At 66.4% G+C, this 20,035-nt stretch carries 19 protein-coding genes; 9 read left to right on the top strand and 10 right to left on the bottom strand.

The window, feature by feature from the left end; all coding sequences use genetic code 11:
- Positions 1-11: 11 nt before the first annotated feature.
- The 9 genes from ACSFA2_RS16670 to ACSFA2_RS16630 form a co-directional block, all read right to left on the bottom strand.
- Positions 12-626, bottom strand: coding sequence for a hypothetical protein (locus ACSFA2_RS16670; RefSeq protein ID WP_435456427.1), 615 nt, complete (start codon positions 624-626; stop codon positions 12-14).
- A 95-nt stretch (positions 627-721) separates the two neighbouring features.
- Positions 722-859 carry a hypothetical protein gene (locus ACSFA2_RS16665; RefSeq protein ID WP_435456426.1) on the bottom strand — a complete coding sequence of 46 codons (138 nt, stop codon included), beginning with the start codon at positions 857-859 and terminating at the stop codon, positions 722-724.
- 92 nt (positions 860-951) lie between these two features.
- On the bottom strand, positions 952-1,419 hold the full coding sequence (locus ACSFA2_RS16660) for a hypothetical protein (RefSeq protein WP_435456425.1): 468 nt from the start codon (positions 1,417-1,419) through the stop codon (positions 952-954).
- Positions 1,416-1,874, bottom strand: a complete 459-nt coding sequence (locus tag ACSFA2_RS16655; protein WP_435456424.1) for a hypothetical protein — start codon at positions 1,872-1,874, stop codon at positions 1,416-1,418. Before ACSFA2_RS16655 ends, ACSFA2_RS16660 begins: the two co-directional genes overlap by 4 nt.
- A 132-nt stretch (positions 1,875-2,006) precedes the next feature.
- Positions 2,007-3,239, bottom strand: a complete 1,233-nt coding sequence (locus ACSFA2_RS16650) for a tyrosine-type recombinase/integrase (protein ID WP_435456423.1) — start codon at positions 3,237-3,239, stop codon at positions 2,007-2,009.
- Between the two features lie 338 nt (positions 3,240-3,577).
- Positions 3,578-4,783: a branched-chain amino acid ABC transporter substrate-binding protein gene (locus tag ACSFA2_RS16645; protein ID WP_435456422.1), complete on the bottom strand. Its 1,206-nt coding sequence runs from the start codon at positions 4,781-4,783 to the stop codon at positions 3,578-3,580.
- Between the two features lie 125 nt (positions 4,784-4,908).
- Complete coding sequence (locus tag ACSFA2_RS16640; protein WP_435456421.1) at positions 4,909-5,385, bottom strand: hypothetical protein; 477 nt, start codon at positions 5,383-5,385, stop codon at positions 4,909-4,911.
- Between the two features lie 26 nt (positions 5,386-5,411).
- Positions 5,412-5,852: a DNA polymerase III subunit chi gene (locus ACSFA2_RS16635; RefSeq protein WP_435456420.1), complete on the bottom strand. Its 441-nt coding sequence runs from the start codon at positions 5,850-5,852 to the stop codon at positions 5,412-5,414.
- Positions 5,853-5,864: 12 nt separating this feature from the next.
- Complete coding sequence (locus tag ACSFA2_RS16630; protein ID WP_435456419.1) at positions 5,865-7,376, bottom strand: leucyl aminopeptidase; 1,512 nt, start codon at positions 7,374-7,376, stop codon at positions 5,865-5,867.
- Between the two features lie 22 nt (positions 7,377-7,398).
- Here ACSFA2_RS16630 and lptF point away from each other — a divergent pair, with 22 nt between their 5' ends.
- The 6 genes from lptF to ACSFA2_RS16600 all read left to right on the top strand — a co-directional run bounded on the left by lptF (position 7,399) and on the right by ACSFA2_RS16600 (position 12,469).
- The gene (gene lptF / locus ACSFA2_RS16625; RefSeq protein WP_435456418.1) at positions 7,399-8,511 is read left to right on the top strand and encodes an LPS export ABC transporter permease LptF; all 1,113 of its coding nucleotides are present in this window, start codon (positions 7,399-7,401) and stop codon (positions 8,509-8,511) included.
- Positions 8,508-9,617, top strand: coding sequence for an LPS export ABC transporter permease LptG (gene lptG, locus ACSFA2_RS16620; protein WP_435456417.1), 1,110 nt, complete (start codon positions 8,508-8,510; stop codon positions 9,615-9,617). The genes lptF and lptG overlap by 4 nt, the downstream gene beginning before the upstream one ends.
- Before the next feature lie 4 nt (positions 9,618-9,621).
- Positions 9,622-9,993 (top strand): sirohydrochlorin chelatase, encoded by a 372-nt coding sequence (locus ACSFA2_RS16615; RefSeq protein ID WP_435456416.1) that lies wholly within the window; start codon positions 9,622-9,624, stop codon positions 9,991-9,993.
- Positions 9,994-10,055: 62 nt separating this feature from the next.
- Entirely contained in the window at positions 10,056-10,997 is a 942-nt protein-coding gene (locus ACSFA2_RS16610; RefSeq protein WP_435456415.1) for a CysB family HTH-type transcriptional regulator, read from the top strand.
- Between the two features lie 32 nt (positions 10,998-11,029).
- Positions 11,030-12,202: a pyridoxal phosphate-dependent aminotransferase gene (locus ACSFA2_RS16605; protein WP_435456414.1), complete on the top strand. Its 1,173-nt coding sequence runs from the start codon at positions 11,030-11,032 to the stop codon at positions 12,200-12,202.
- A 114-nt stretch (positions 12,203-12,316) separates the two neighbouring features.
- Entirely contained in the window at positions 12,317-12,469 is a 153-nt protein-coding gene (locus tag ACSFA2_RS16600) for a DUF3309 family protein (RefSeq protein WP_286646004.1), read from the top strand.
- Positions 12,470-12,512: 43 nt separating this feature from the next.
- Here ACSFA2_RS16600 and hrpA read toward each other — a convergent pair whose 3' ends face one another.
- Entirely contained in the window at positions 12,513-16,505 is a 3,993-nt protein-coding gene (gene hrpA / locus ACSFA2_RS16595) for an ATP-dependent RNA helicase HrpA (RefSeq protein ID WP_435456413.1), read from the bottom strand.
- A 96-nt stretch (positions 16,506-16,601) separates the two neighbouring features.
- Here hrpA and argA point away from each other — a divergent pair, with 96 nt between their 5' ends.
- From argA to dapD, 3 genes are read left to right on the top strand one after another with little or no spacing between them, the layout of a single operon-like run.
- Positions 16,602-17,951 carry an amino-acid N-acetyltransferase gene (argA, locus tag ACSFA2_RS16590; RefSeq protein ID WP_435450416.1) on the top strand — a complete coding sequence of 450 codons (1,350 nt, stop codon included), beginning with the start codon at positions 16,602-16,604 and terminating at the stop codon, positions 17,949-17,951.
- Positions 17,952-17,957: 6 nt separating this feature from the next.
- Entirely contained in the window at positions 17,958-19,169 is a 1,212-nt protein-coding gene (gene dapC / locus ACSFA2_RS16585; RefSeq protein ID WP_435456412.1) for a succinyldiaminopimelate transaminase, read from the top strand.
- Entirely contained in the window at positions 19,166-19,990 is an 825-nt protein-coding gene (dapD, locus tag ACSFA2_RS16580) for a 2,3,4,5-tetrahydropyridine-2,6-dicarboxylate N-succinyltransferase (protein ID WP_435456411.1), read from the top strand. The genes dapC and dapD overlap by 4 nt, the downstream gene beginning before the upstream one ends.
- The last annotated feature ends 45 nt before the right edge of the window (positions 19,991-20,035 follow it).

Raw genomic sequence — 20,035 nt, 5'->3', positions numbered from 1 at the left:
ACTTGGCGGCCCTACGTTGATCCGGTTTGTTTCCCCATCAACGTAAGCTCGGCTTCCTTGGCCTTGATCGCCGCGTCGATGATGCGAGGGCCGCACGGTATCGAATAGTGAGAGCCAAGCTCCGACATAAAGGTCGCGAACCATGCCCCAGGGTCGGATGGCGGCAACCGCCCGAACCGCCCGTAGTAGACATCGACAATTCTGGCAGTCAGATGCTGAGCGTTGGCGTGATCAGGCTTGCTCTGGCGCGTGGGATTGAGGGCTGCGGCTGCCCGGCTTGAAAGCACCTCAAGCGCGTCAATGAAGTCCCATGCAATACCCTGCACGGTTCGGTCAAGCCCCTTCGAATCAACCACCGAATTCAGCACCGTCTCGGGAACACCTTCCCGGGCCGCATCCGAGTGCTTAACGAGTTCGCTTTGAAGCTGCAGCGCGTCCCTTGTTTGCCGTGTAGCAAGGGCCATCGATTGCAATAGTCGGTCCGCGTTGCCTGCAATCTTTAGGAGCTCTTCGCGCTGCTTACCCGGCCCAATCAGCCACTTGTCATCGATGGTCTGCTGGACCCATTCGCTGCAATCTTGCAAGAAGTAATCTGCGGAGACGGCATCAACTTCTTGTGCCGTCAAGATTCTGCGAAGGCGTGATCGAAGAGCGCCCGGCATGTAGTTGGGGTCGACCAACGCGCCGATGCCATCTCCGAGGTCGGGCTTGATTCGCCTCCTCATGGAACATCATTCGTCGGACGCTCCAAACGCTCTTGTCGCGCCTGCTCGTGCCTGAGCATTTCATCAGCCTGCTGGAACGCGATGTGTGCTGCCGAACGCACAGCATTGCTGTAAGCGGAGTCGACTGCATTCATAAGCCGCTCTCCTTGCGAGATCCAGATGCCGTTGAGGACAGCAATCGCGCACGCTCTGTGAAATTCCTTGTCGCTCGCGCTTAACCTACTTTTCATGATGGTGCTCCTAAGGTCATACCAGGCTCGACCTCAGGCGACCTCTTGGTGACACGGCCCTGCTCGATAGGCTGCGCCTTGGCCATAGCGCGTGCGTTGCGCGCCTCGAGGGCTATTTCCTCGTAGTACTTAACTAGGCACCCAAGCGTCGAGAGTGCCGCCTCTGGATCGTCTATGTAGATGCCGGCATGGCGCACATTGAAGTCGCCCCCCTCAAGGTCGGTCGCCGTCACGACGATCACGCCGGTAATCGGCTCATGAACAGTACGCGCAAAGGCGTTGGAGACCGCCCGCTGACAATCGTCGCGGTGTAGTGCAGCGGCTGCTTCGCATCGCTGCTTTTTGTTGGCTGCTGTCGCGATCTGCATGACGACAGCGGATGTGGTGCCTTTCTTCCTCCTGGCTACACGCTTAGACGTTGGGAAGGACAGCACGTTGCCCGCAATAACTTGATCGGCCTTCATCGCTCGCCACCTGTAGCGGACTTCATCGCGGACTTGATGACCCTTGTTGTAGCCCTACGCGCGCGCTGGTTGGCTTCGAGACCTGTCTTGTTCGTCGGCTCAAGCCTCTTGATAAGGTCGGTTGCATACTCTGCTCCCTCCGCGAACTTGGCTTCGTAATCGATCCGCCAGCTTGCAGCGACCAGGTGTTCCGCGAAATCAGACAGGATCGACTCGGCCGCCCACTTGCGTCCTGCCATGTCATCGTCTGAATGGATCATCTCACCAACATTGGCGAGCACCGCCTGCTGAAGCACTTCCCTAATCTTCGTCGCAGCGTCCTCCGGGTTGCGCGTCGCCAGAGACATCAAGTCCCTAACGACCCTGTGCCCCGTCAACATTCCCTCGCCAATACGTTCGCGGGGAACGTCTCTCCAATCTACGATTGGCGGCCGAGGTACATTCTTGGTAGCCATGATGTGCGGTCCTTTCAGGTTGTGCACGTTGTGGTTAGAGCCCTGTCGGTGTTGACGCACCTTCTGGGCTCGCTTTTCCTGCCTCAGCATCAAGATCGATCGCTTGATCTTGATCGCCCTGAGGCTCGGCGTTCATGCGTTGCGGGCCATTTGCACGACGTTGCCCTTCTTGACCGGCGTCTCGATGAAATCGGCCCACGCCTGCATCATCTGCAGCCGCTTGGCGAACATGTCGCCGCGCCGGTAGGCCGCCTCCACCTTTGATTCGATAACGTGCGCCAGAGCCATCTCGGCCAGGTCGCGCGGGAAGTTCGTCCGCTCTGCCGCCCAGTCTCGGAACGTCGACCGGAAGCCGTGCGGAACCTGCTCCATGCCCATGCTGCGCATCACCTTCAACAGCGACATGTCGCTCAGCGGCTGGCCCTTCACGCCGGGGAAGACGACGTCGGTGCCGTCTACCCTGGGCGTGGCCTTCAGCAGTGCGATCGCCTGCTTGGCCAACGGCACGCGGTGCTCGCGTTTGCCCTTCATCCGTTCGGGCGGGACAGTCCAGAGCTTGGCGTCAAGGTCGAACTCTGGCCACCGCGCGCCGCGAACCTCGCCCGAGCGCGCGGCGGTCAGGATCGCCAGCTCAAGGGCGCGGGCGCCGTTCCCATTCGCCACCTTGAGCTGAGTCCAGAAGGCCGCCATGTCGTCCAGCGCCACCGCGGCGTGGTGCTCGACCTTCGACACCTTGGATGGCTTCGGTAGCAGCTGCTCGAGGTGGCCTTTCCACCGCGCCGGGTTGTCGCCCTGGCGGTAGCCCCGCACAGTGGCCCAGTCGAGCACCGCCTCGATCCGGCCTCGCACGCGGGTAGCGGTTTCTGTCTTCGTCTTCCAGATCGGCTGCAGCACCTCGAGGATGTGGGCCAGCGTGATGTCGCGCACCAGCAGTTCGCCGATGTGTGGGTCTGCGTAGGTCTTGAGGGTGTTGATCCACTGCTGCCTGTGCTTCGGGTTGTCCCACTCGTCGCCCTTGGCGTCGATGAAGGCCTCGGCGCACTGGCTGAAGGTCTTGGCCGTGGCGTTCTCAGCCATCAGCAACGCCCTCGCCTGCTTGCGCTGCTCCACAGGGTCGATGCCTTGAACGATCTGATCGCGGGCACGCCGCGCCGCGTCGCGAGCACCAGCAAGGGTGACATCAGGAAAGCCGCCAAGGCCGATGTCTTTGCGCACCGGGCCGACGAGCACACGCAAGATCCAGGACTTCGCGCCGGTGGCCTTGATCCACAGGTGCAAGCCGGCCACGCCGCCGACTGCATGACGCCCGGGCATCTTCAGCCGGCTGACCTGCAGAGCACCTAACTCGACCGCCTTCTTTGGCATCCATCCATCCTAGTGGCAACCGTTACCACATTAGGCGCCGCATTGCGCGGGATTGTCAAGGATGGTTTTCGCGGCTTTTTACCGGTCTTTCCCTCTGGAAGATAGCGAAATCTGCATGCCTCAGGATCGCTCAGGACGCGGCATATGGGGACGCCTGCTCCGCCAACAGACCTACTCGAGGGCATCTCCACTGCCCTCGGAAGAACGCCCCGCTTGCCGGGGCTTTTTTTCGTCCTCTTCTCCCTTACAGATCGACATGCCGCGGCGCCCACGAAAAAGGGGCCCGAAGGCCCCTTGGGTCTGAACCGGCAGCGAGCCGCCGGTGTTCAGTCGGTCGCTCAGCGCACCACGGCGATCTGCGTGCGTGCACCACCCTTGTACGTATACAGCGTCAGGGCGCCGTTCTTGATGTCGCCCTTCTCGTCGAAGGTGATGGGGCCGGTCAGGCCCTTGTAGTCGACCTTGCTGACTTCCGGCAGGTACTTCTCCGGCTCGGCGGAACCGGCCTTGACCATTGCAGCGGCCAGCACGTTCACGGCGTCGTACACGTACGGTGCGTAGATCTGAACCTCGACGCCGTTCTTTTCCTTGAACTTGGTCTTCCAGGCTTCCAGCGGCGCCTTGAAGTCACCGTCGACGCCGCCGGCTTCGGCGCACACCACCATGTCTTCGCCGATCGCATCGCCAGCCAGCTTGGCCAGTTCGGCGGTACACAGGCCGTCGCCGCCCATGAACTTGACGTTCATGCCGAGCTGCTTGACCTGCTTGAGCATCGGGCCGCCGACGGCGTCCATGCCGCCGAAGAACAGCACGTCGGGCTTGGTGCCCTTGAGCTTGGTCAGGATGGCGTTGAAGTCGGTCGACTTGTCGGTGGTGAACTCGTGGCCGACGATGGTGGCGCCTGCCGCCTTGGCGGCCTTCTCGAATTCCTCGGCGACGCCCTGGCCGTAGGCCGTGCGGTCGTCGATCACGGCGATGTTCTTGCCCTTGAGCGTTTCGACGGCGTACTTGCCGAGCGTGCCGCCCAGTTGCGTGTCGTCGGCCACCACGCGGAACGTGGTCTTGAAGCCCTGGCGCGTGTACTTGGGGTTGGTCGCCGACGGCGAAACCTGCGGGATGCCGGCGTCGCTGTACAGCTTGGAGGCGGGGATGGTGGTGCCCGAATTCAGGTGACCGACCACGCCGTTGACCTTGCTGTCGACCAGCTTCTGGGCGACGGCCGTGCCTTGCTTCGGATCGGCGGCGTCGTCTTCGGCCAGCAGTTCGAACTTGGCGGTCTTGTCACCGATCTTCACGCCCTTGGCGTTCAGGTCTTCGATGGCCATCTTGGCGCCGAGTTCGTTGTCCTTGCCCAGGTGGGCGATGGCGCCGCTGGTCGGCGCAACGTGGCCGATCTTGACGACCAGGGTTTCGCCAGGAGGTGCAGCAGCGGGTGCAGCGGCCGTGGGTGCCGGCGCAGCGGCGGGTGCAGCGGCTTCTTCTTTTTTGCCGCAAGCCACTAGCGTGAGAGCAGCCAGTGCGACCGCAGTCCATTTCATTTGCATGAGAACCTCCAGAACATGATGGATAGAGTAAAAAAACCGGTCTCTTGAACCGGGTACGACAGCAGAGCAACTTCCGCGCCGGACCTTGTTTTCCAGCGCCCTCGCGCCGTCGAACCGGCCGCAGTTTAGCCCAACGTATGCCCGTTCCCGGGTGGGTTGGACCCGGGTTTTTCCTGCAGCTCCTGGGCCAGCGCCTCGGTCACCAGCGTGCGCAAAACATCCTCGATCTCATCGCGCAGGCGCGGCACCATCTGGTCGAGCTGGGCCTGCACGGCCGCCGCGACGACGTCGCTCAGACGCTCCTCGAGCTGCAGGTCGACACGCTGCATCACGCGGTGCAGCAACTGTTCTTCCAGCGCGAAGCGCTCCATCTCGCCGAAGCGCGTGGCGGGGTCGAGCGCGATGGCATGGCGCAGATCCGGCAGATTCGGCATGTCCCGCAACTCCGGCAGGTCCGGCGCGACGGGCAGCGAAGATGGCTCAACGGATGCCACGGGGACCGCACCCTCGGGCTCTGCAACGCTTTCAGCCTGCACAGGCATCACCGGCTCGCTCGGCACCAACGGCGCCAGGGGCTCGAGCACCGTGGTGAGCGTCGGCACGAAACGCGGCGGCGTTCGCGGCGCATTCATCGCGAAGCGCCGCCCTGGAACTGGTGCCGGGTGATGGCATAGCCCCGGTCGGCGTAATGCCGCCAGCGCGCGCGCGCCTCCTGCCGGTCCAGTTCGTCGTCGGTCACGATGTCGATCAGGCGCTCGAAGCGCTCGAAGCCGCTCGGCACCGGCGCATCGAGATTGAGCAGCACCTGCTGGTGCGGCAGCGCGGCATCGGCACCGTCCATCAGCACCACGGGCGAGCGTGCCAGCACCGACGGCTCGGCACTGGCCCGGCAATGCGCGATGAAGTCGACCGCCGATAACTGCCACAGCGCCGTGTCGACCGCCTCGATCGTCGACACATCGCCGACCACCACCACACGCGCCCCGCGCGCCGCCACGGCCTTTCGCAGCAGCCGACAGGCGTAGGCCACCTTGTCAGGCGTGTTGAAGTGGAAGTCGATCTCGGTCACGCGATGGACGAATCAGGGGGTCACACGTGCCTTGCGGGCGGCCTTGCGCGGTGCAGCCGGCGCGCTCGCGCCTTCCGCCGCGCGGGCCATCAGGTACGACAGCAGCAGGCCGACTGGCCGGCCGGTCGAGCCCTTGGCGCCGCCGCTTTTCCATGCCGTGCCGGCGATGTCGAGGTGGGCCCAGGGGAAATCGGCCGCGAAGCGCTGCAGGAACTTGGCGGCCGTGATGGCCCCGCCCGCGCGGCCCGCGATGTTGGCCACGTCGGCGAAGTTGCTCTTGAGCCCCTCGGCGTATTCGTCGTCCAGCGGCAGGCGCCAGCACAGGTCCTGCGCACGGTCGCCGGCAGCGCCGAGGGCGGCCGCCAGCGCTTCGTTGCTCGAGAACAGGCCGCTGCGCACGCCGCCCAGCGCGACCACGCAGGCACCGGTCAGTGTCGCGATGTCGATGACGGCGGTCGGCGAAAATCGCTTGGCGTAGGTCAGCGCATCGCACAGGATGAGCCGGCCTTCGGCGTCGGTGTTGAGCACCTCGATGGTCTGGCCGCTCATGCTGGTCACGACGTCGCCCGGCTTGAGCGCCTTGCCGTCGTTCATGTTCTCGGCCGCGGGGATCAGGCCGACGACGTTGATCGCGGGCTTGAGTTCGGCCAGCGCACGGAACACGCCCAGCACGCTGGCGGCGCCGCACATGTCGAATTTCATCTCGTCCATTTCGGCGGCGGGCTTGATCGACACACCGCCGGTGTCGAAGGTGATGCCCTTGCCCACCAGCACGACCGGCGCCTGGTCCTTCGCGGCGCCCTGGTAGCGCAGCACGATGAAGCGCAAGGGTTCGGACGAACCCTGCGCCACGGCCGCGAAGGAGCCCATGCCGAGCTTCGCGACTTCCTTGGGACCGAGCACTTCGCACTGGATGCGCGGCAAGGCGCCGAGCTCCTGGGCCGCACCCGCCAGCATCGTCGGCGTGCAGTGGTTGGCGGGCCGGTTGCCCCATTCCTTCGCCAGCTCGATGCCGGCGACCGTGGCGCTGCCCTCGGCGAAGGCCGCCTTCACGGCGGACGCGTCGGCGACGCCGAGCACCACCTGGCGGATGCTGCGCGCCTCGACCTTCGGCTTGGTGGTGGTGTAGACGTAGCTCGCGTCGGCCGCGGCAATGACGGCGGCACGCACGGCCAGGCCATCCATGCCCGGTGGCAGCAACAGCGTGACCCGCTTGGGGCCGGCCGCCTTCGCCGCCTGAATGGCCGCGCCGACCGCATTGCGTACCGCGCCGGCGGAGCCATCGCCCGCGCCGACCAGCAGCACGCGCGGGGCGGTCACCCCGGCCGGGCGATACAAGGCGAGCAGCTTGCCGGCCTTGGCCGGAAGGTCGCCGGCCTGGCGGACCGCATCGATGGCCGTGGCCAGTGCATCGGCCTTGGAAGGCGCCGCCGCCTTCGCACCATCGGCGACGAGCACGATCAGCGCGTCGGTCTTGTCGGTGGCCGCCTGGGCGGTGCTGAGGGTCTTGAGTTGAAAGTCCATAATCCTTTTCTTTCGCTCGACGATGTTATTCCATTCCTCTTTGCGCAAGGAGCTGTCGCGCAGCTTCGGAGCCACGCTGGTGGTGCTGATCACCATCGTGATGACCATGATGCTGATCCGCACGCTCGGCCTTGCTTCCAAGGGCAGCGTGAACCCCTCCGACGTGCTGCTCGTCATGGCCTACACGGTGCTCGGCTACATGCCGACCATTCTCAGCCTGAGCCTCTTCGTCGCCATCGTGGGCACGCTCTCGCGCATGTACCGCGACAGCGAGATGGTGATCTGGTTCTCCAGCGGCCGCGGCTTGGTCGACTTCGTGCAGCCGCTGTTCCGTTTCGCCTGGCCGGTGCTGCTGATGATCGCGGTGCTGGCCCTCGTGGGCTGGCCCTGGGCCAATTCGCAGACCCAGGGCATGCGCGCCCAGTACGAGCGTCGCGGCGACCTGGAGCGCATCGCGCCGGGCGAGTTCCGCGAATCGGCCGGCCGCAACCGCGTCTTCTTCATCGACAAGGACACGCCGGACGCCGCGACGGCCACCAACGTCTTCATTTCCTCGATCGAGCGCAACCTGCAGATCATCACGTCGGCGCGCAGCGGCCGCCTTGAAAGCGTGGGCGATACCCGCTACCTGATGCTGAGCAACGGCCAGCGGCTCGAGCGCTCGCTGGACGAGAAGACCCTCAAGATCAGCGAGTTCGACACCTACGGCACGAAGGTCGGGAGCGATGTGGCCGCGTCCACCGACGCGACGCCGCTGCGCGCCCGGCCGACCCTGAAGCTGATGATGGAACCATCGCCGCAGAACCTGGGCGAACTGGCCTGGCGCATCGGCCTGCTGTTCGCCGGCATCAACTTCGTGCTGCTGGCCCTGACGCTGTCGAACGTGAACCCGCGGGTGGGGCGCAGCGCCAACCTGCTGCTGGCCCTGTTCGCCTTCGTCGTCTACTTCAACCTGCTGAACCTCGGCCAGAACTGGATCGGCTCGGGCCGCGTCGGCATGGGCGCCTTCATGCTCGTGCTGCACGGCGGGATTCTCCTGCTCGCCGGTCTTTGGCTGCTCAAGCGCCACAACAACTGGGGACTGCGTCTGCATCGACCGGCCGCATCGCCCCGTCCCCAGGTGACCCGCGCGTGAAGACGATCCGTCGACTGATCTACACCGAGGTGCTCAAGGCCGTGGCCTTCGTCACGCTCGGCTTCCTGGCCCTCTTCTTCTTTTTCGACTTCGTCGACGAACTCAGCGACATCGGCCAGCCCGACAGCCTCGGCTACGGGGCACCACAGGCCCTGGCGTATGTGGCGCTGCTGGTGCCGAGCCATCTGTACGAACTGCTCCCGATCACGGTGCTGATCGGCACCATCTTCGTGATGGCACGACTGGCGCAGAGCTCGGAATACACCATCCTGCGCACCAGCGGGCTGGGGCCTTGGCGGGCCTTGCGCTCGCTCCTGCTGCTGGGCGCGGGCTTCGTGGTGCTGACCTTCGCGGTCGGCGACTACCTGGCGCCGGCGGCCGACCGGAGCGCCCAGGTGCTCAAGGCGCGCTTTCGCGGCGACGTGCTCGCCACCGTCGGCACCACCGGCGCGTGGCTGAAGGAAAAGCAGGGCGACATGTCCTATGCGGTCAACGTGGCGGCCATGGGCCGCGACGGCACCCTGACCAGCCCGCGCATCTTCGAATTCGACGGCAAGGGCTTCGTGGCCTCTCAGATCCAGGCCAGCACCGCACGCATCGTCGACGGGGCCTGGGTCCTGGGCAACGCCGAACACCAGAGCTACGACACCCGCGCGACGGACAAGGCCCAGGTGGTCACCACGCATGCGCCGGAATACCGCTGGCCGACCACGCTCACCAGCGAAATGGTGTCGGTCGCGCTGCTCAAGCCCGACCGCATGCGCACGCTCGACCTGTTCGAGTACATCCAGCACCTCGAGGCCAACGGCCAGACCGCCCAGCGCTACGAGATCCAGTTCTGGCGCAAGGTGTTCTATCCCCTGTCCTGCCTGGTGATGGTGGTGCTGGCCCTGCCCTTCGCCTACCTGCACTTCCGCCAGAGCGGCGTGACGACCTATGTCTTCGGCGGCGTGCTGATCGGCATCAGCTTCTTCCTGCTCAACAACGTGTTCGGCTACATCGGCAACCTGAGCAACTGGATGCCCTGGCTCACGGCGGCGGCGCCCGGGCTGATTTACACCATCCTGTCGCTGGGCGCCTTCGGGTGGCTGGTGCTGAGGCGTTAGCGGCATGAACGACATGAAAAGCGCGGTCGTCCTGTTCGCCCATGGTTCGCGCGATGCGCGCTGGCGCGAGCCGGTCGAGGCCGTCGCGCGCCGCATGACGACGCGCCGGCCGGAGGTACCCGTCGCCTGCGCCTACCTCGAGCTGGTCGAACCGGATCTGCCCACCGCGGCCGGGCGACTGATCGCCGACGGCGCACGTGCCTTGCGCGTGGTGCCGCTGTTCCTGGGCATGGGCAAGCATGTGCGCGAGGATCTGCCGCGGTTGGTCGAGGCCCTGCGCGCCGCGCACCCGGAGGTCGTGTTCTCCCTGGCGCCGGCTGTGGGCGAAACGGCCGAGGTCATCGATTTGCTGGCGGATATTGCGTTGCGCAGCTGAGCTTCAGGCAGATCGATAGACCGAGAAGGCATAATGAAGTCTGCAATAAGACGGAATTTGTTATGAATCTCCACCAGTTCAAGTTCGTGCAGGAAGCGGTGCGGCGGAACCTGAATCTCACCGAAGCCGCCAAGGCGCTTCACACCTCCCAGCCCGGCGTGTCCAAGGCGATCATCGAGCTCGAGGAAGAGCTCGGCGTCGAGATCTTCGCCCGCCATGGCAAGCGCCTCAAGCGCGTGACCGAGCCCGGCCAGCACGTCATCGCCAGCATCGAACTGATCATGCGCGAGGTGGGCAACCTCAAGCGCATCGGCGAGCAGTTCAGCGCCCAGGACAGCGGCACGCTGTCGATCGCCACCACCCACACGCAGGCGCGCTACGTGCTGCCGGTGCCGGTGGCCAAGCTGCGCGAGGCCTACCCGAAGGTCAATGTGAGCCTGCACCAGGGCTCGCCGGACCAGGTGGCGCGCATGCTGATCGACGAGGTCGCCGAGATCGGCATCGCCACCGAATCGCTCGCGGACTACGCCGAGCTGGTCACCCTGCCCTGCTACGAATGGCAGCACGTGCTGGTGCTGCCCAAGGACCACCCGCTGGCGGGCAAGGAGCGGGTGTCGCTGGAAGACCTGGCGGCCGAGCCGATCATCACCTATCACCCGTCCTTCACGGGGCGCACGCGCATCGACCACGCCTTCGCACAGAAAAAGCTCACGCCGCGCATCGCGCTGGAAGCGATCGACTCGGACGTGATCAAGACCTACGTGCGCCTCGGCCTGGGCGTCGGCATCGTGGCCGAGATGGCGGTGCGCGACAGCACCAACGACGACCTGGTGGTCAAGCCCATGGGCCACATCTTCGGCCAGAACATCGCCCGCATCGCCTTCAAGCGCAGCGCCTACCTGCGCAACTTCGTCTTCAAGTTCGCGGAGCTGCTGAGCGACCGGCTCGACCGCAACCTGATCGCCAAGGCCTTGAGCGGCCAGCAACAGGACTACGAGCTGTAATCCCTTTTTCGTCCCGCGCATTTCGACTTCCCATGAGCACCGCAGACATCTCCCCCCGCACGCCCGCCATCGGAACCAAGTTCCCCGCGATGGGCACGACCATCTTCACCGTCATGTCGGCGCTCGCCGCCGAGGCGAACGCGGTGAACCTCGGCCAGGGCTTCCCCGATTTCAACTGCGACCCGAAGCTGCTGGACGACGTGACCGCGGCGATGGCCGCCGGCCACAACCAGTACCCGCCGATGCCCGGCGTGCTGCCGTTGCGCCAGGCCATGGCCGCCAAGATCGAGGCGCTGTACGGCCGGCGCTACGACGCCGGCAGCGAGATCACCGTGACCGCCGGCGCCACGCAGGCCATCATCACCGCGGTGCTCGCCATCGTGCGGCCGGGCGACGAGGTGATCGTGCTCGAGCCCTGCTACGACAGCTACGTGCCCAACATCGAGCTCGCCGGCGGCGTCGTGGTGCGCGTGCCGCTCACGCCGGGTACCTTTCGCCCCGACTTCGCGAAGATCGGCGCGGCGATCACGCCGAAGACGCGCGCGATCATCGTCAACACGCCGCACAACCCCAGTGCCACGGTATGGACCGCCGCGGAAATGCGCGCCCTCGAGGAATTGCTGGCCCCCACCGACGTGCTGGTGATCAGCGACGAGGTCTACGAGCACATGGTGTTCGACGGCGCCGCGCACGAAAGCGCGGCCCGCTACCCCGGGCTGGCGGCACGCAGCTTCATCGTGAGCAGCTTCGGCAAGACCTACCACGTGACCGGTTGGAAGGTCGGCACCGTGGCCGCACCCGCCGCGCTGACGGCCGAGTTCCGCAAGGTGCACCAGTTCAACGTGTTCACCGTCAACACGCCGATGCAGCATGCGCTGGCCAGTTACATGGCCGACCCGGCGCCCTATCGGGAGCTGCCCGGCTTCTACCAGCGCAAGCGCGACCTGTTCGCGGCCGGTCTGGCCAAGACCCGCTTCAAGCTGCTGCCGAGCGCCGGCACCTACTTCCAGTGCGTCGACATCACGGCCGTGAGCGACCTGGGCGAAGCGGATTTCTGCCAGTGGCTGACCCGCGAGATCGGCGTTGCGGCCATCCCGCTGTCGGCCTTCTACGGCAGCGGTTTCGACCAGCGGGTGGTGCGCTTTTGCTTCGCCAAGAAGGACGAAACCCTGAACCACGCGCTGGAGCGACTGGCGAAGCTCTGACAGCGCGCGTCGGCATGACCTGACCGCCGAAGGCGCCGCTTTCCCTAGTCGCTCGCCCGCCGGCCGGCGACGATGAGGCTTCATTTGAACGCCTGAGGGCCTTAGGAGAAATTCATGTCGACGATTCTGCTGGTCATCCTGATTCTGTTGCTGATCGGCGCGCTGCCGACCTGGGGCCACAGCCGCAGCTGGGGCTATGGCCCGAGCGGTGGCCTGGGCCTCGTGCTGATCGTGGTCATCGTGCTGCTGGTGATGGGCCGCATATAGGCGCCGGCCGCGTTATCGGAAGAACCCGCCTCGGCGGGTTTTTTCATGCCTGAAGCTGTGCCCAGGCCTTGTCGAGCCGCTTTGCGCTCACCGGCTGCGGCGTGCGCAGCTCCTGCGCAAAGAAGCTGACGCGCAGCTCTTCCAGCAGCCAGCGGAATTCGAGCATTCGCTCGTCCACCACGCCCTTGCGCTCGGCGACCAGCCGCCAGTAGCGCTGCTCCTGCGGCCGCAGCTCGGTCAGCTTGGCGGCGTCTCGGGCCGGATCGGCGCGCAGCTTGTCGAGCCGCGCCGTGATCGCCTTCAGGTAGCGCGCGAAATGTTGCAGCTGCGGCCACGGCGTGTCGGCAATGAATCGCTTGCCGACGAGGCGCTGCAGCTGCTGCGACGCATCGGCCGTGGCGTCGGGCTGGATCTTCGTGTCCTTGATCTTGCGCACCGCGACGGCGTAGTCCACCAGGATCAGCCCGGCCAGCCGCGCCACCTCGTTGGCGATCAAGGTGAGCCGCCCGCGGCCCTCCTCGATGCGCTTCTTGAAAGCGAACTCGTCGGTCGGCAGCGGGTCTTGCAGGAAGGCGCGGTCGAGCGCGACATCGACGATCTGCGTGCGCAGTTCGTCGGCAGTGCCCAGCGGCATGTACGCCACGGCCATCTTCTGAAGATCCGGGATGTTCTTCTCCAGGTACTTCAGCGCGTCCTTGATCTGCAGCGCGAACAGGCGGCGCAGGCCCGCGCGGTGCTTGGCGGCCGCCACGGCCGGCTCGTCGAAGACCTCGATGCTCACGGCATCGCCGCCGTCGACCAGCGCCGGGAAGCCGATGAGCGACTGGGCGCCGCGGCGCACCTCCATCAGCTCGGGCAGCTCGCCGAAGGTCCATGCGGTGTAACGGGCGCCCGCCGGCAACGCGGGTGCCGATGGCGCGGCCGGTGCGGGGCGCGGTGCATTCGCGGCTTTGGGCGCATCGGCCGCAGCCGCCGGCGCTGGCGCTGCCCGCACATTGAGCCCCGCCAGCGCCTGGAAGGCGCCGCGCGCCTGCGTGCCGAGCTCCGCTTTCAGCGCGCCGAGATTGCGGCCCATGCCAAGCTGACGACCGTTCTCATCCACCACGCGCAGGTTCATGAACAGGTGGGGCGGCAGCATGTCGAGCTTGAGATCGGCGCGCAGCACGTCGATGCTGGTCTGCGCGCGCACGCGCTTCTGCAACACGTCGGTCAGCGAGCCGGCACCGAAGAGCTCTGGCGCCGACAACGCTTGCGCCAGTTTCGACGCGGATTCCGGCAGCGGCACCAGCCGCGAGCGCGGGCGCTGCGGCAGGCTTTTCAGCAGCGCCTGGATCTTGTCCTTGAGCATGCCGGTCACCAGCCACTCGCAGCGCTCCTCGCTCACCTGGTTGAGCACGAAGAGCGGCACGGTGACGGTGAGGCCGTCCTTCGCGTCGCCGGGCTCGTGCAGGTAGGTGGCGATGCAATCGACGCCGCCCAGCCGAACGGTCGGCGGAAACGACTGCGTCGTGATGCCCGCCGCCTGGTGGCGCATCAGCTCCTCGCGCGTGAGGTACAGCAACCGCGGCTGGCCGCGGGACTGTTCCTTGTACCAATGCTCGAAGGCGGCGCCACTCGCCGCGTCGGGCGGCAACTGGGCGTCGTAGAAGGCATAGATCAGCTCGTCGTCGACCAGCACGTCCTGGCGACGGGCCTTGTGTTCCAGCCCCTCGACTTCCTTGACCAGCTTGCGGTTGGCCGCGAGGAAGGGGAACTTGCTCTCCCACTGCCCGCCGACCAGCGCTTCGCGGATGAAGATCTCGCGCGCCGCCACCGGGTCGACCTTGGTGAAGTCGACGCGGCGACCGCTGTAGACGACCAGCCCGTAGAGCGTCGCGCGCTCCAGCGCCGTGACCTGCGCGCCCTTCTTCTCCCAGTGCGGGTCGAGCAGTTGCTTCTTCAGCAGATGGCCGGCGACCTCTTCCAGGCACTGCGGCTCGATGTTGGCGATGCCGCGCCCGAACAGCCGCGTGGTCTCGACCAATTCGGCCGCGACGATCCAGCGGCCCGGCTTCTTGCGCAGGTGTGCGCCCGGGTGCCGGTAGAACTTGATGCCGCGCGCGCCGAGGTAGGCCTCGTCGTCTTCCATCTTCCAGCCGACGTTGCCCAGCAGGCCGGCGAGCATCGACAGATGCAGCGCCTCGTAGCTGGCCGGTTGGCGGTTGAGTTGCCACTTGTGCTCGGTCACCACCGTGAGCAGCTGCGAATGGATGTCGCGCCATTCGCGCAGCCGGCGCACGTTGATGAAGTTCTGCCGCAGCAGCTGCTCGTACTGGCGGTTGCTGATCTTGTGCGTCGGCAGCGATTCGGCCACGGGTTCCGGCGCCGCCGCGACCGTGCGCTGGGCGATCGGCAGGAAGGCGGCGCTCGCGCGCTTCTTCGGGTCGCCATGCAGCTCGCGCCGGGTCTGTGGCGCATTGCCGCCACGCGCGTCGGCGATCCATTTCCACAACGTCAGGTAGCCGCTGAACTCGCTCTTGTCGTCGTCGAACTTGGCATGCGCCTGGTCGGCCTGCTGCTGCGCTTCCATCGGCCGGTCACGCACGTCCTGTACCGACAGCGCCGACGCGATGACCAGCACCTCTTCCAGCGCGCCACGCGAGCGTGCTTCCAGGATCATCCGGCCGACGCGCGGGTCGAGCGGCAGCTTGGCGAGTTCCTGGCCGATCGCCGTCAGCTCGTTGGCATCGTCGACCGCGCCCAGTTCGTTGAGCAGCTGGTAGCCGTCGGCGATCGCGCGCGGCGCAGGCGCTTCCAGAAACGGGAAGCGCGCGACATCGCCCAAATGCAGCGACTTCATCCGCAGGATGACGCCGGCCAGCGACGAGCGCAGGATCTCCGGGTCGGTGAAGCGCGGCCGCCCGAGGAAATCTTTCTCGTCGTAGAGCCGGATGCAGATGCCGTTCGCCACCCGCCCACAACGGCCCGCGCGCTGGTTGGCGGCCGCCTGGCTGATCGGCTCGACCAGCAGCTGCTCGACCTTGCTGCGGAAGGAATAGCGCTTGACGCGCGCCGTGCCGGTGTCGATCACGTAGCGCGTGCCGGGCACCGTCAGCGAGGTCTCGGCCACGTTGGTGGCGAGCACCACGCGGCGGCCGGTGTGGCCTTCGAAGATGCGGTCCTGCTCGGCCGGCGACAGCCGTGCGAAAAGGGGCAGCACCTCGGCATTGCGCATCACCGGTTGCTGCGCCAGGTGCTTGCGCAGGTGGTCGGCGGCTTCGCGGATCTCGCGCTCGCCGGGCAGGAAGACCAGGATGTCACCGCCGTTGTGCGGGTCGCGCCAGAGTTCGTCGACGCCGTCGGCGATGGCGTCGTTCAGGTCGTGCTCGCGCGATTCCTCGAAGGGCCGGTAGCGCTGCTCAACCGGGAAGGTCCGGCCCGACACATAGATGATGGGCGCAGGGCCGTTGCGCGAAGCGAAGTGCGTGGCGAAGCGATCGGCATCGATGGTCGCCGAGGTCACGATCACCTTCAGGTCCGGCCGGCGCGGCAGGATCTCGCGCAGGTAGCCCAGCAGGAAGTCGATGTTCAGCGAGCGCTCGTGGGCCTCGTCGATGATGATCGTGTCGTAGGCCTTGAGCAAAGGGTCGGTCTGCGTCTCGGCCAGCAGGATGCCGTCGGTCATCAGCTTGACCGAGGCGTCACGGCTCAGCCGGTCTTGAAACCGCACCTTGAAGCCGACCACCTCGCCCAGCGGCGTCTTCAGCTCCTCGGCAATGCGCTTGGCGACCGAACTCGCGGCGATACGCCGCGGCTGCGTGTGGCCGATCAGCTTGCCCTGCCCCGGCGGCTTGTTCAGCTTGCCGCGGCCCAGCAACAGCGCGATCTTGGGCAACTGCGTGGTCTTGCCCGAGCCGGTTTCGCCGCAGACGATGACGACCTGGTTCGCCGAAATGGCCTCGGCGATCTCGTCGCGCCGCGCGGAAACGGGCAGCGACTCGGGGAATTCGATCTTCAGCGCGATCAGGGGCGGCGTGGGGTGGTCGGTAGCGGACAAGACAGGCGGTCGGGCACGGGGCACATCGGAGAGAATCGGGAATTATCCCCGCCCGACCCCACCGGCGCGCCGCCCGACCCCTGCCACCCTGCCCGCATGTCCACTGTCTTCAACTTCACCTTCGTTCCCTGGTTCCGTTCGGTTGCGCCGTACATCCACACGCACCGCGGCAAGACCTTCGTGGTGGGGCTGACCGGCGAGGCGATCGCCGCGGGCAAGCTGCAGAACATCGCTCAGGACCTGGCGCTGATCCAGTCGATGGGCGTCAAGGTGGTGCTGGTGCACGGCTTCCGCCCGCAGGTGAACGAACAGCTGCGCGCCAAGGGCCACGAGGCGAAGTACTCGCACGGCATGCGCATCACCGACGAAGTGGCGCTGGACTCGGCGCAGGAAGCCGCGGGCCAGCTGCGCTACGAGATCGAAGCCGCCTTCAGCCAGGGCCTGCCAAACACGCCGATGGCCGGCTCGACGGTGCGCATGATTTCCGGCAACTTCATCACCGCCCGCCCGGTGGGCGTGATCGACGGCGTCGACTTCAAGCATTCGGGCCTGGTGCGCAAGGTCGATGCCTCGGGCATCCGCCGGACGCTCGACTTCGGCGCCATGGTGCTGATGTCGCCCTTCGGCTTCTCGCCGACCGGCGAGGCCTTCAACCTGACGATGGAGGAAGTCGCGACCAGCGTGGCGATCTCGATCCAGGCGGACAAGCTGATCTTCCTGACCGAGATCCCGGGCATCCGCATGGACAGCGAGCTGCCCGAGAGCGAGGACAACCCGATCGACACCGAGCTGCCGCTGGACGCCGCGCGCAAGCTGCTCGCCACCCTGCCCCCGGCCCAGCGTCCGACCGACACCGCTTTCTACCTGCAGCACTGCGTGAAGGCCTGCGAAGCCGGCGTGGAGCGCAACCACATCCTGCCCTTCGCGGTCGACGGTTCGCTGCTGCTGGAGGTGTATGTGCACGACGGCATCGGCACCATGGTGATCGACGAGAAGCTCGAGTCGCTGCGCGAGGCGACGGCCGACGACATCGGCGGCATCTTGCAGCTGATCGAGCCCTTCGAGCGCGACGGCACGCTGGTCAAACGCAGCCGCACCGAGATCGAGCGCGACGTCGCCCAGTACACCGTGATCGAGCACGACGGCGTGATCTTCGGCTGCGCGGCGCTCTACCCGTACCCTGAGGCGAAGACGGCCGAGATGGCCGCGCTGACGGTGTCGCCGCATTCGCAGGCGCAGGGCGATGGCGAGCGCATCCTCAAACGCGTGGAGCAGCGCGCCCGCGCGATGGGCCTGGACAGCATCTTCGTGTTGACCACCCGCACCATGCACTGGTTCATCAAGCGCGGCTTCGTGCTGGTCGACCCCGACTGGCTGCCCGAGGCGCGCAAGAAAAAGTACAACTGGGACCGCAAGAGCCAGGTCCTGGTCAAGAAGTTCAAGTAGGTCCCGATGAATCCGCTCCTCGCCAAGCTGCAGCCCTACCCCTTCGAGCGGCTGCGCAAGCTCTTCGCGGGCGTCACGCCCAACGCCGACTTCACCCCGATCAGCCTGGGCATCGGTGAACCGAAGCACCCGACGCCGGCGTTCATCCGGCAGGCGCTGACCGACGGCCTTGCGGGCCTGGAGGCGTACCCCGCGACCGCCGGCGACGTCAAGTTGCGTGAAGCCTTCACCGGCTGGCTGCAGCGCCGCTACGGCGTGGCGGTCGACGCCGCCACGCAGGTGCTGCCGGTCAACGGGTCGCGCGAGGCGCTGTTCGCGCTGACGCAGACGGTGGTCGACCCGAACGGGCCGGTGAAGCCGGTGGTGATCTCGCCCGATCCGTTCTATCAAATCTACGAAGGCTCCACGCTGCTGGCGGGCGCCGAGATCGTCTACGTGCCCAGCGTGCCCGAGCGCAACTTCGCGGTCGACTGGGACAGCGTGCCCGAAGCCGTCTGGGCCCGCACGCAACTCATCTTCGTCTGCTCGCCGGGCAACCCGACCGGCGCCGTGATGCCGCTGGACGAATGGCGCAAGCTGTTCGCGCTATCGGACCGCTACGGCTTCGTCATTGCCTCGGACGAGTGCTACAGCGAGATCTACTTCCGCGACGAGCCGCCGCTGGGCGGCCTGGAAGCCGCGGCCAAGCTGGGCCGCGCCGATTTCAAGAACCTGGTCATGCTGACCTCGCTGTCCAAGCGCAGCAACGTGCCGGGGCTGCGCAGCGGCTTCGTCGCCGGTGACGCGGACATCATCAAGGCCTTCCTGCTCTACCGAACCTACCACGGCAGCGCCATGGGCGGCGCGGTGGCGGCCGCCAGCATCGCGGCCTGGGGCGACGAGGCGCACGTGGTCGAAAACCGGGCGATGTACCGCGCCAAGTTCGCGGCCGTCACGCCGATGCTCGAGGCCGTGATGAACGTGCGCCTGCCCGACGCGGCTTTCTACCTGTGGGCCGGCGTGCCCGCGGCCTGGAACGGCGACGACCCCGCCTTCGCCCGCGCGCTCTACGCTCAATACAATGTGACGGTGCTGCCCGGCAGCTTCCTGGCACGCGAGGTGGGCGGTGCGAACCCAGGCCGTGGCCGCGTCCGCATGGCCCTCGTGGCCGGCACCGACGAGTGCACCGAAGCCGCCCGCCGCATCGTTGATTTCATCCAGAACCGAGCCCTTTCATGACCCAACAACTCCAGCAGACCATCGACGCCGCGTGGGAAGACCGCGCCAACCTCTCGCCCGCCCAGGCCTCCGCCGAAGTGCGCGAAGCGGTCGAGCACGTGATCTCCGAACTCAACAACGGCAAGCTGCGCGTGGCCACCCGCGAATCGGTCGGCCAGTGGACCGTGCACCAGTGGATCAAGAAGGCGGTGCTGCTGTCCTTCCGCCTGAAGGACAACGAGCAGATCCAGGCCGGCTCGCTCGGCTTCTACGACAAGGTGCAGACCAAGTTCTCGCACCTGTCGGCCGCCGAACTGAAGGAAGCCGGCGTGCGCATCGTGCCGCCGGCCGTGGCGCGCCGCGGCAGCTACATCGCCAAGGGCGCGATCCTGATGCCCAGCTACGTGAACATCGGCGCCTACGTCGGCGAAGGCACCATGGTCGACACCTGGGCCACCGTGGGCTCGTGCGCGCAGATCGGCGCCAACTGCCATCTGTCGGGTGGCGTCGGCATCGGCGGCGTGCTCGAGCCGCTGCAGGCCGGCCCGACCATCATCGAAGACAACTGCTTCATCGGCGCCCGCTCCGAAGTGGTCGAAGGCGTGGTGGTCGAAGAGAACTCGGTGCTGTCGATGGGCGTGTTCATCGGCCAGAGCACCCCGATCTACGACCGCGCCACCGACAGCGTGAGCTACGGCCGCGTGCCCGCCGGCTCGGTGGTGGTGGCCGGCAACCTGCCCAAGCCGGGCGGCAAGTACAGCACCTACGCAGCCATCATCATGAAGAAGGTCGACGCCAAGACGCGCTCGACCACCAGCCTGAACGACCTGCTGCGCGACTGATCCCGCCCCGACCGCCGCCAGGCGGTCTTTTTTTCAGCATCAGAA

Source organism: Variovorax cryoconiti (assembly GCF_051216395.1).
Lineage (GTDB): Bacteria > Pseudomonadota > Gammaproteobacteria > Burkholderiales > Burkholderiaceae_C > Variovorax.
The sequence above is the reverse complement of the archived record's forward strand: the minus strand, read 5'-3'. Positions and strand labels throughout refer to the sequence as shown.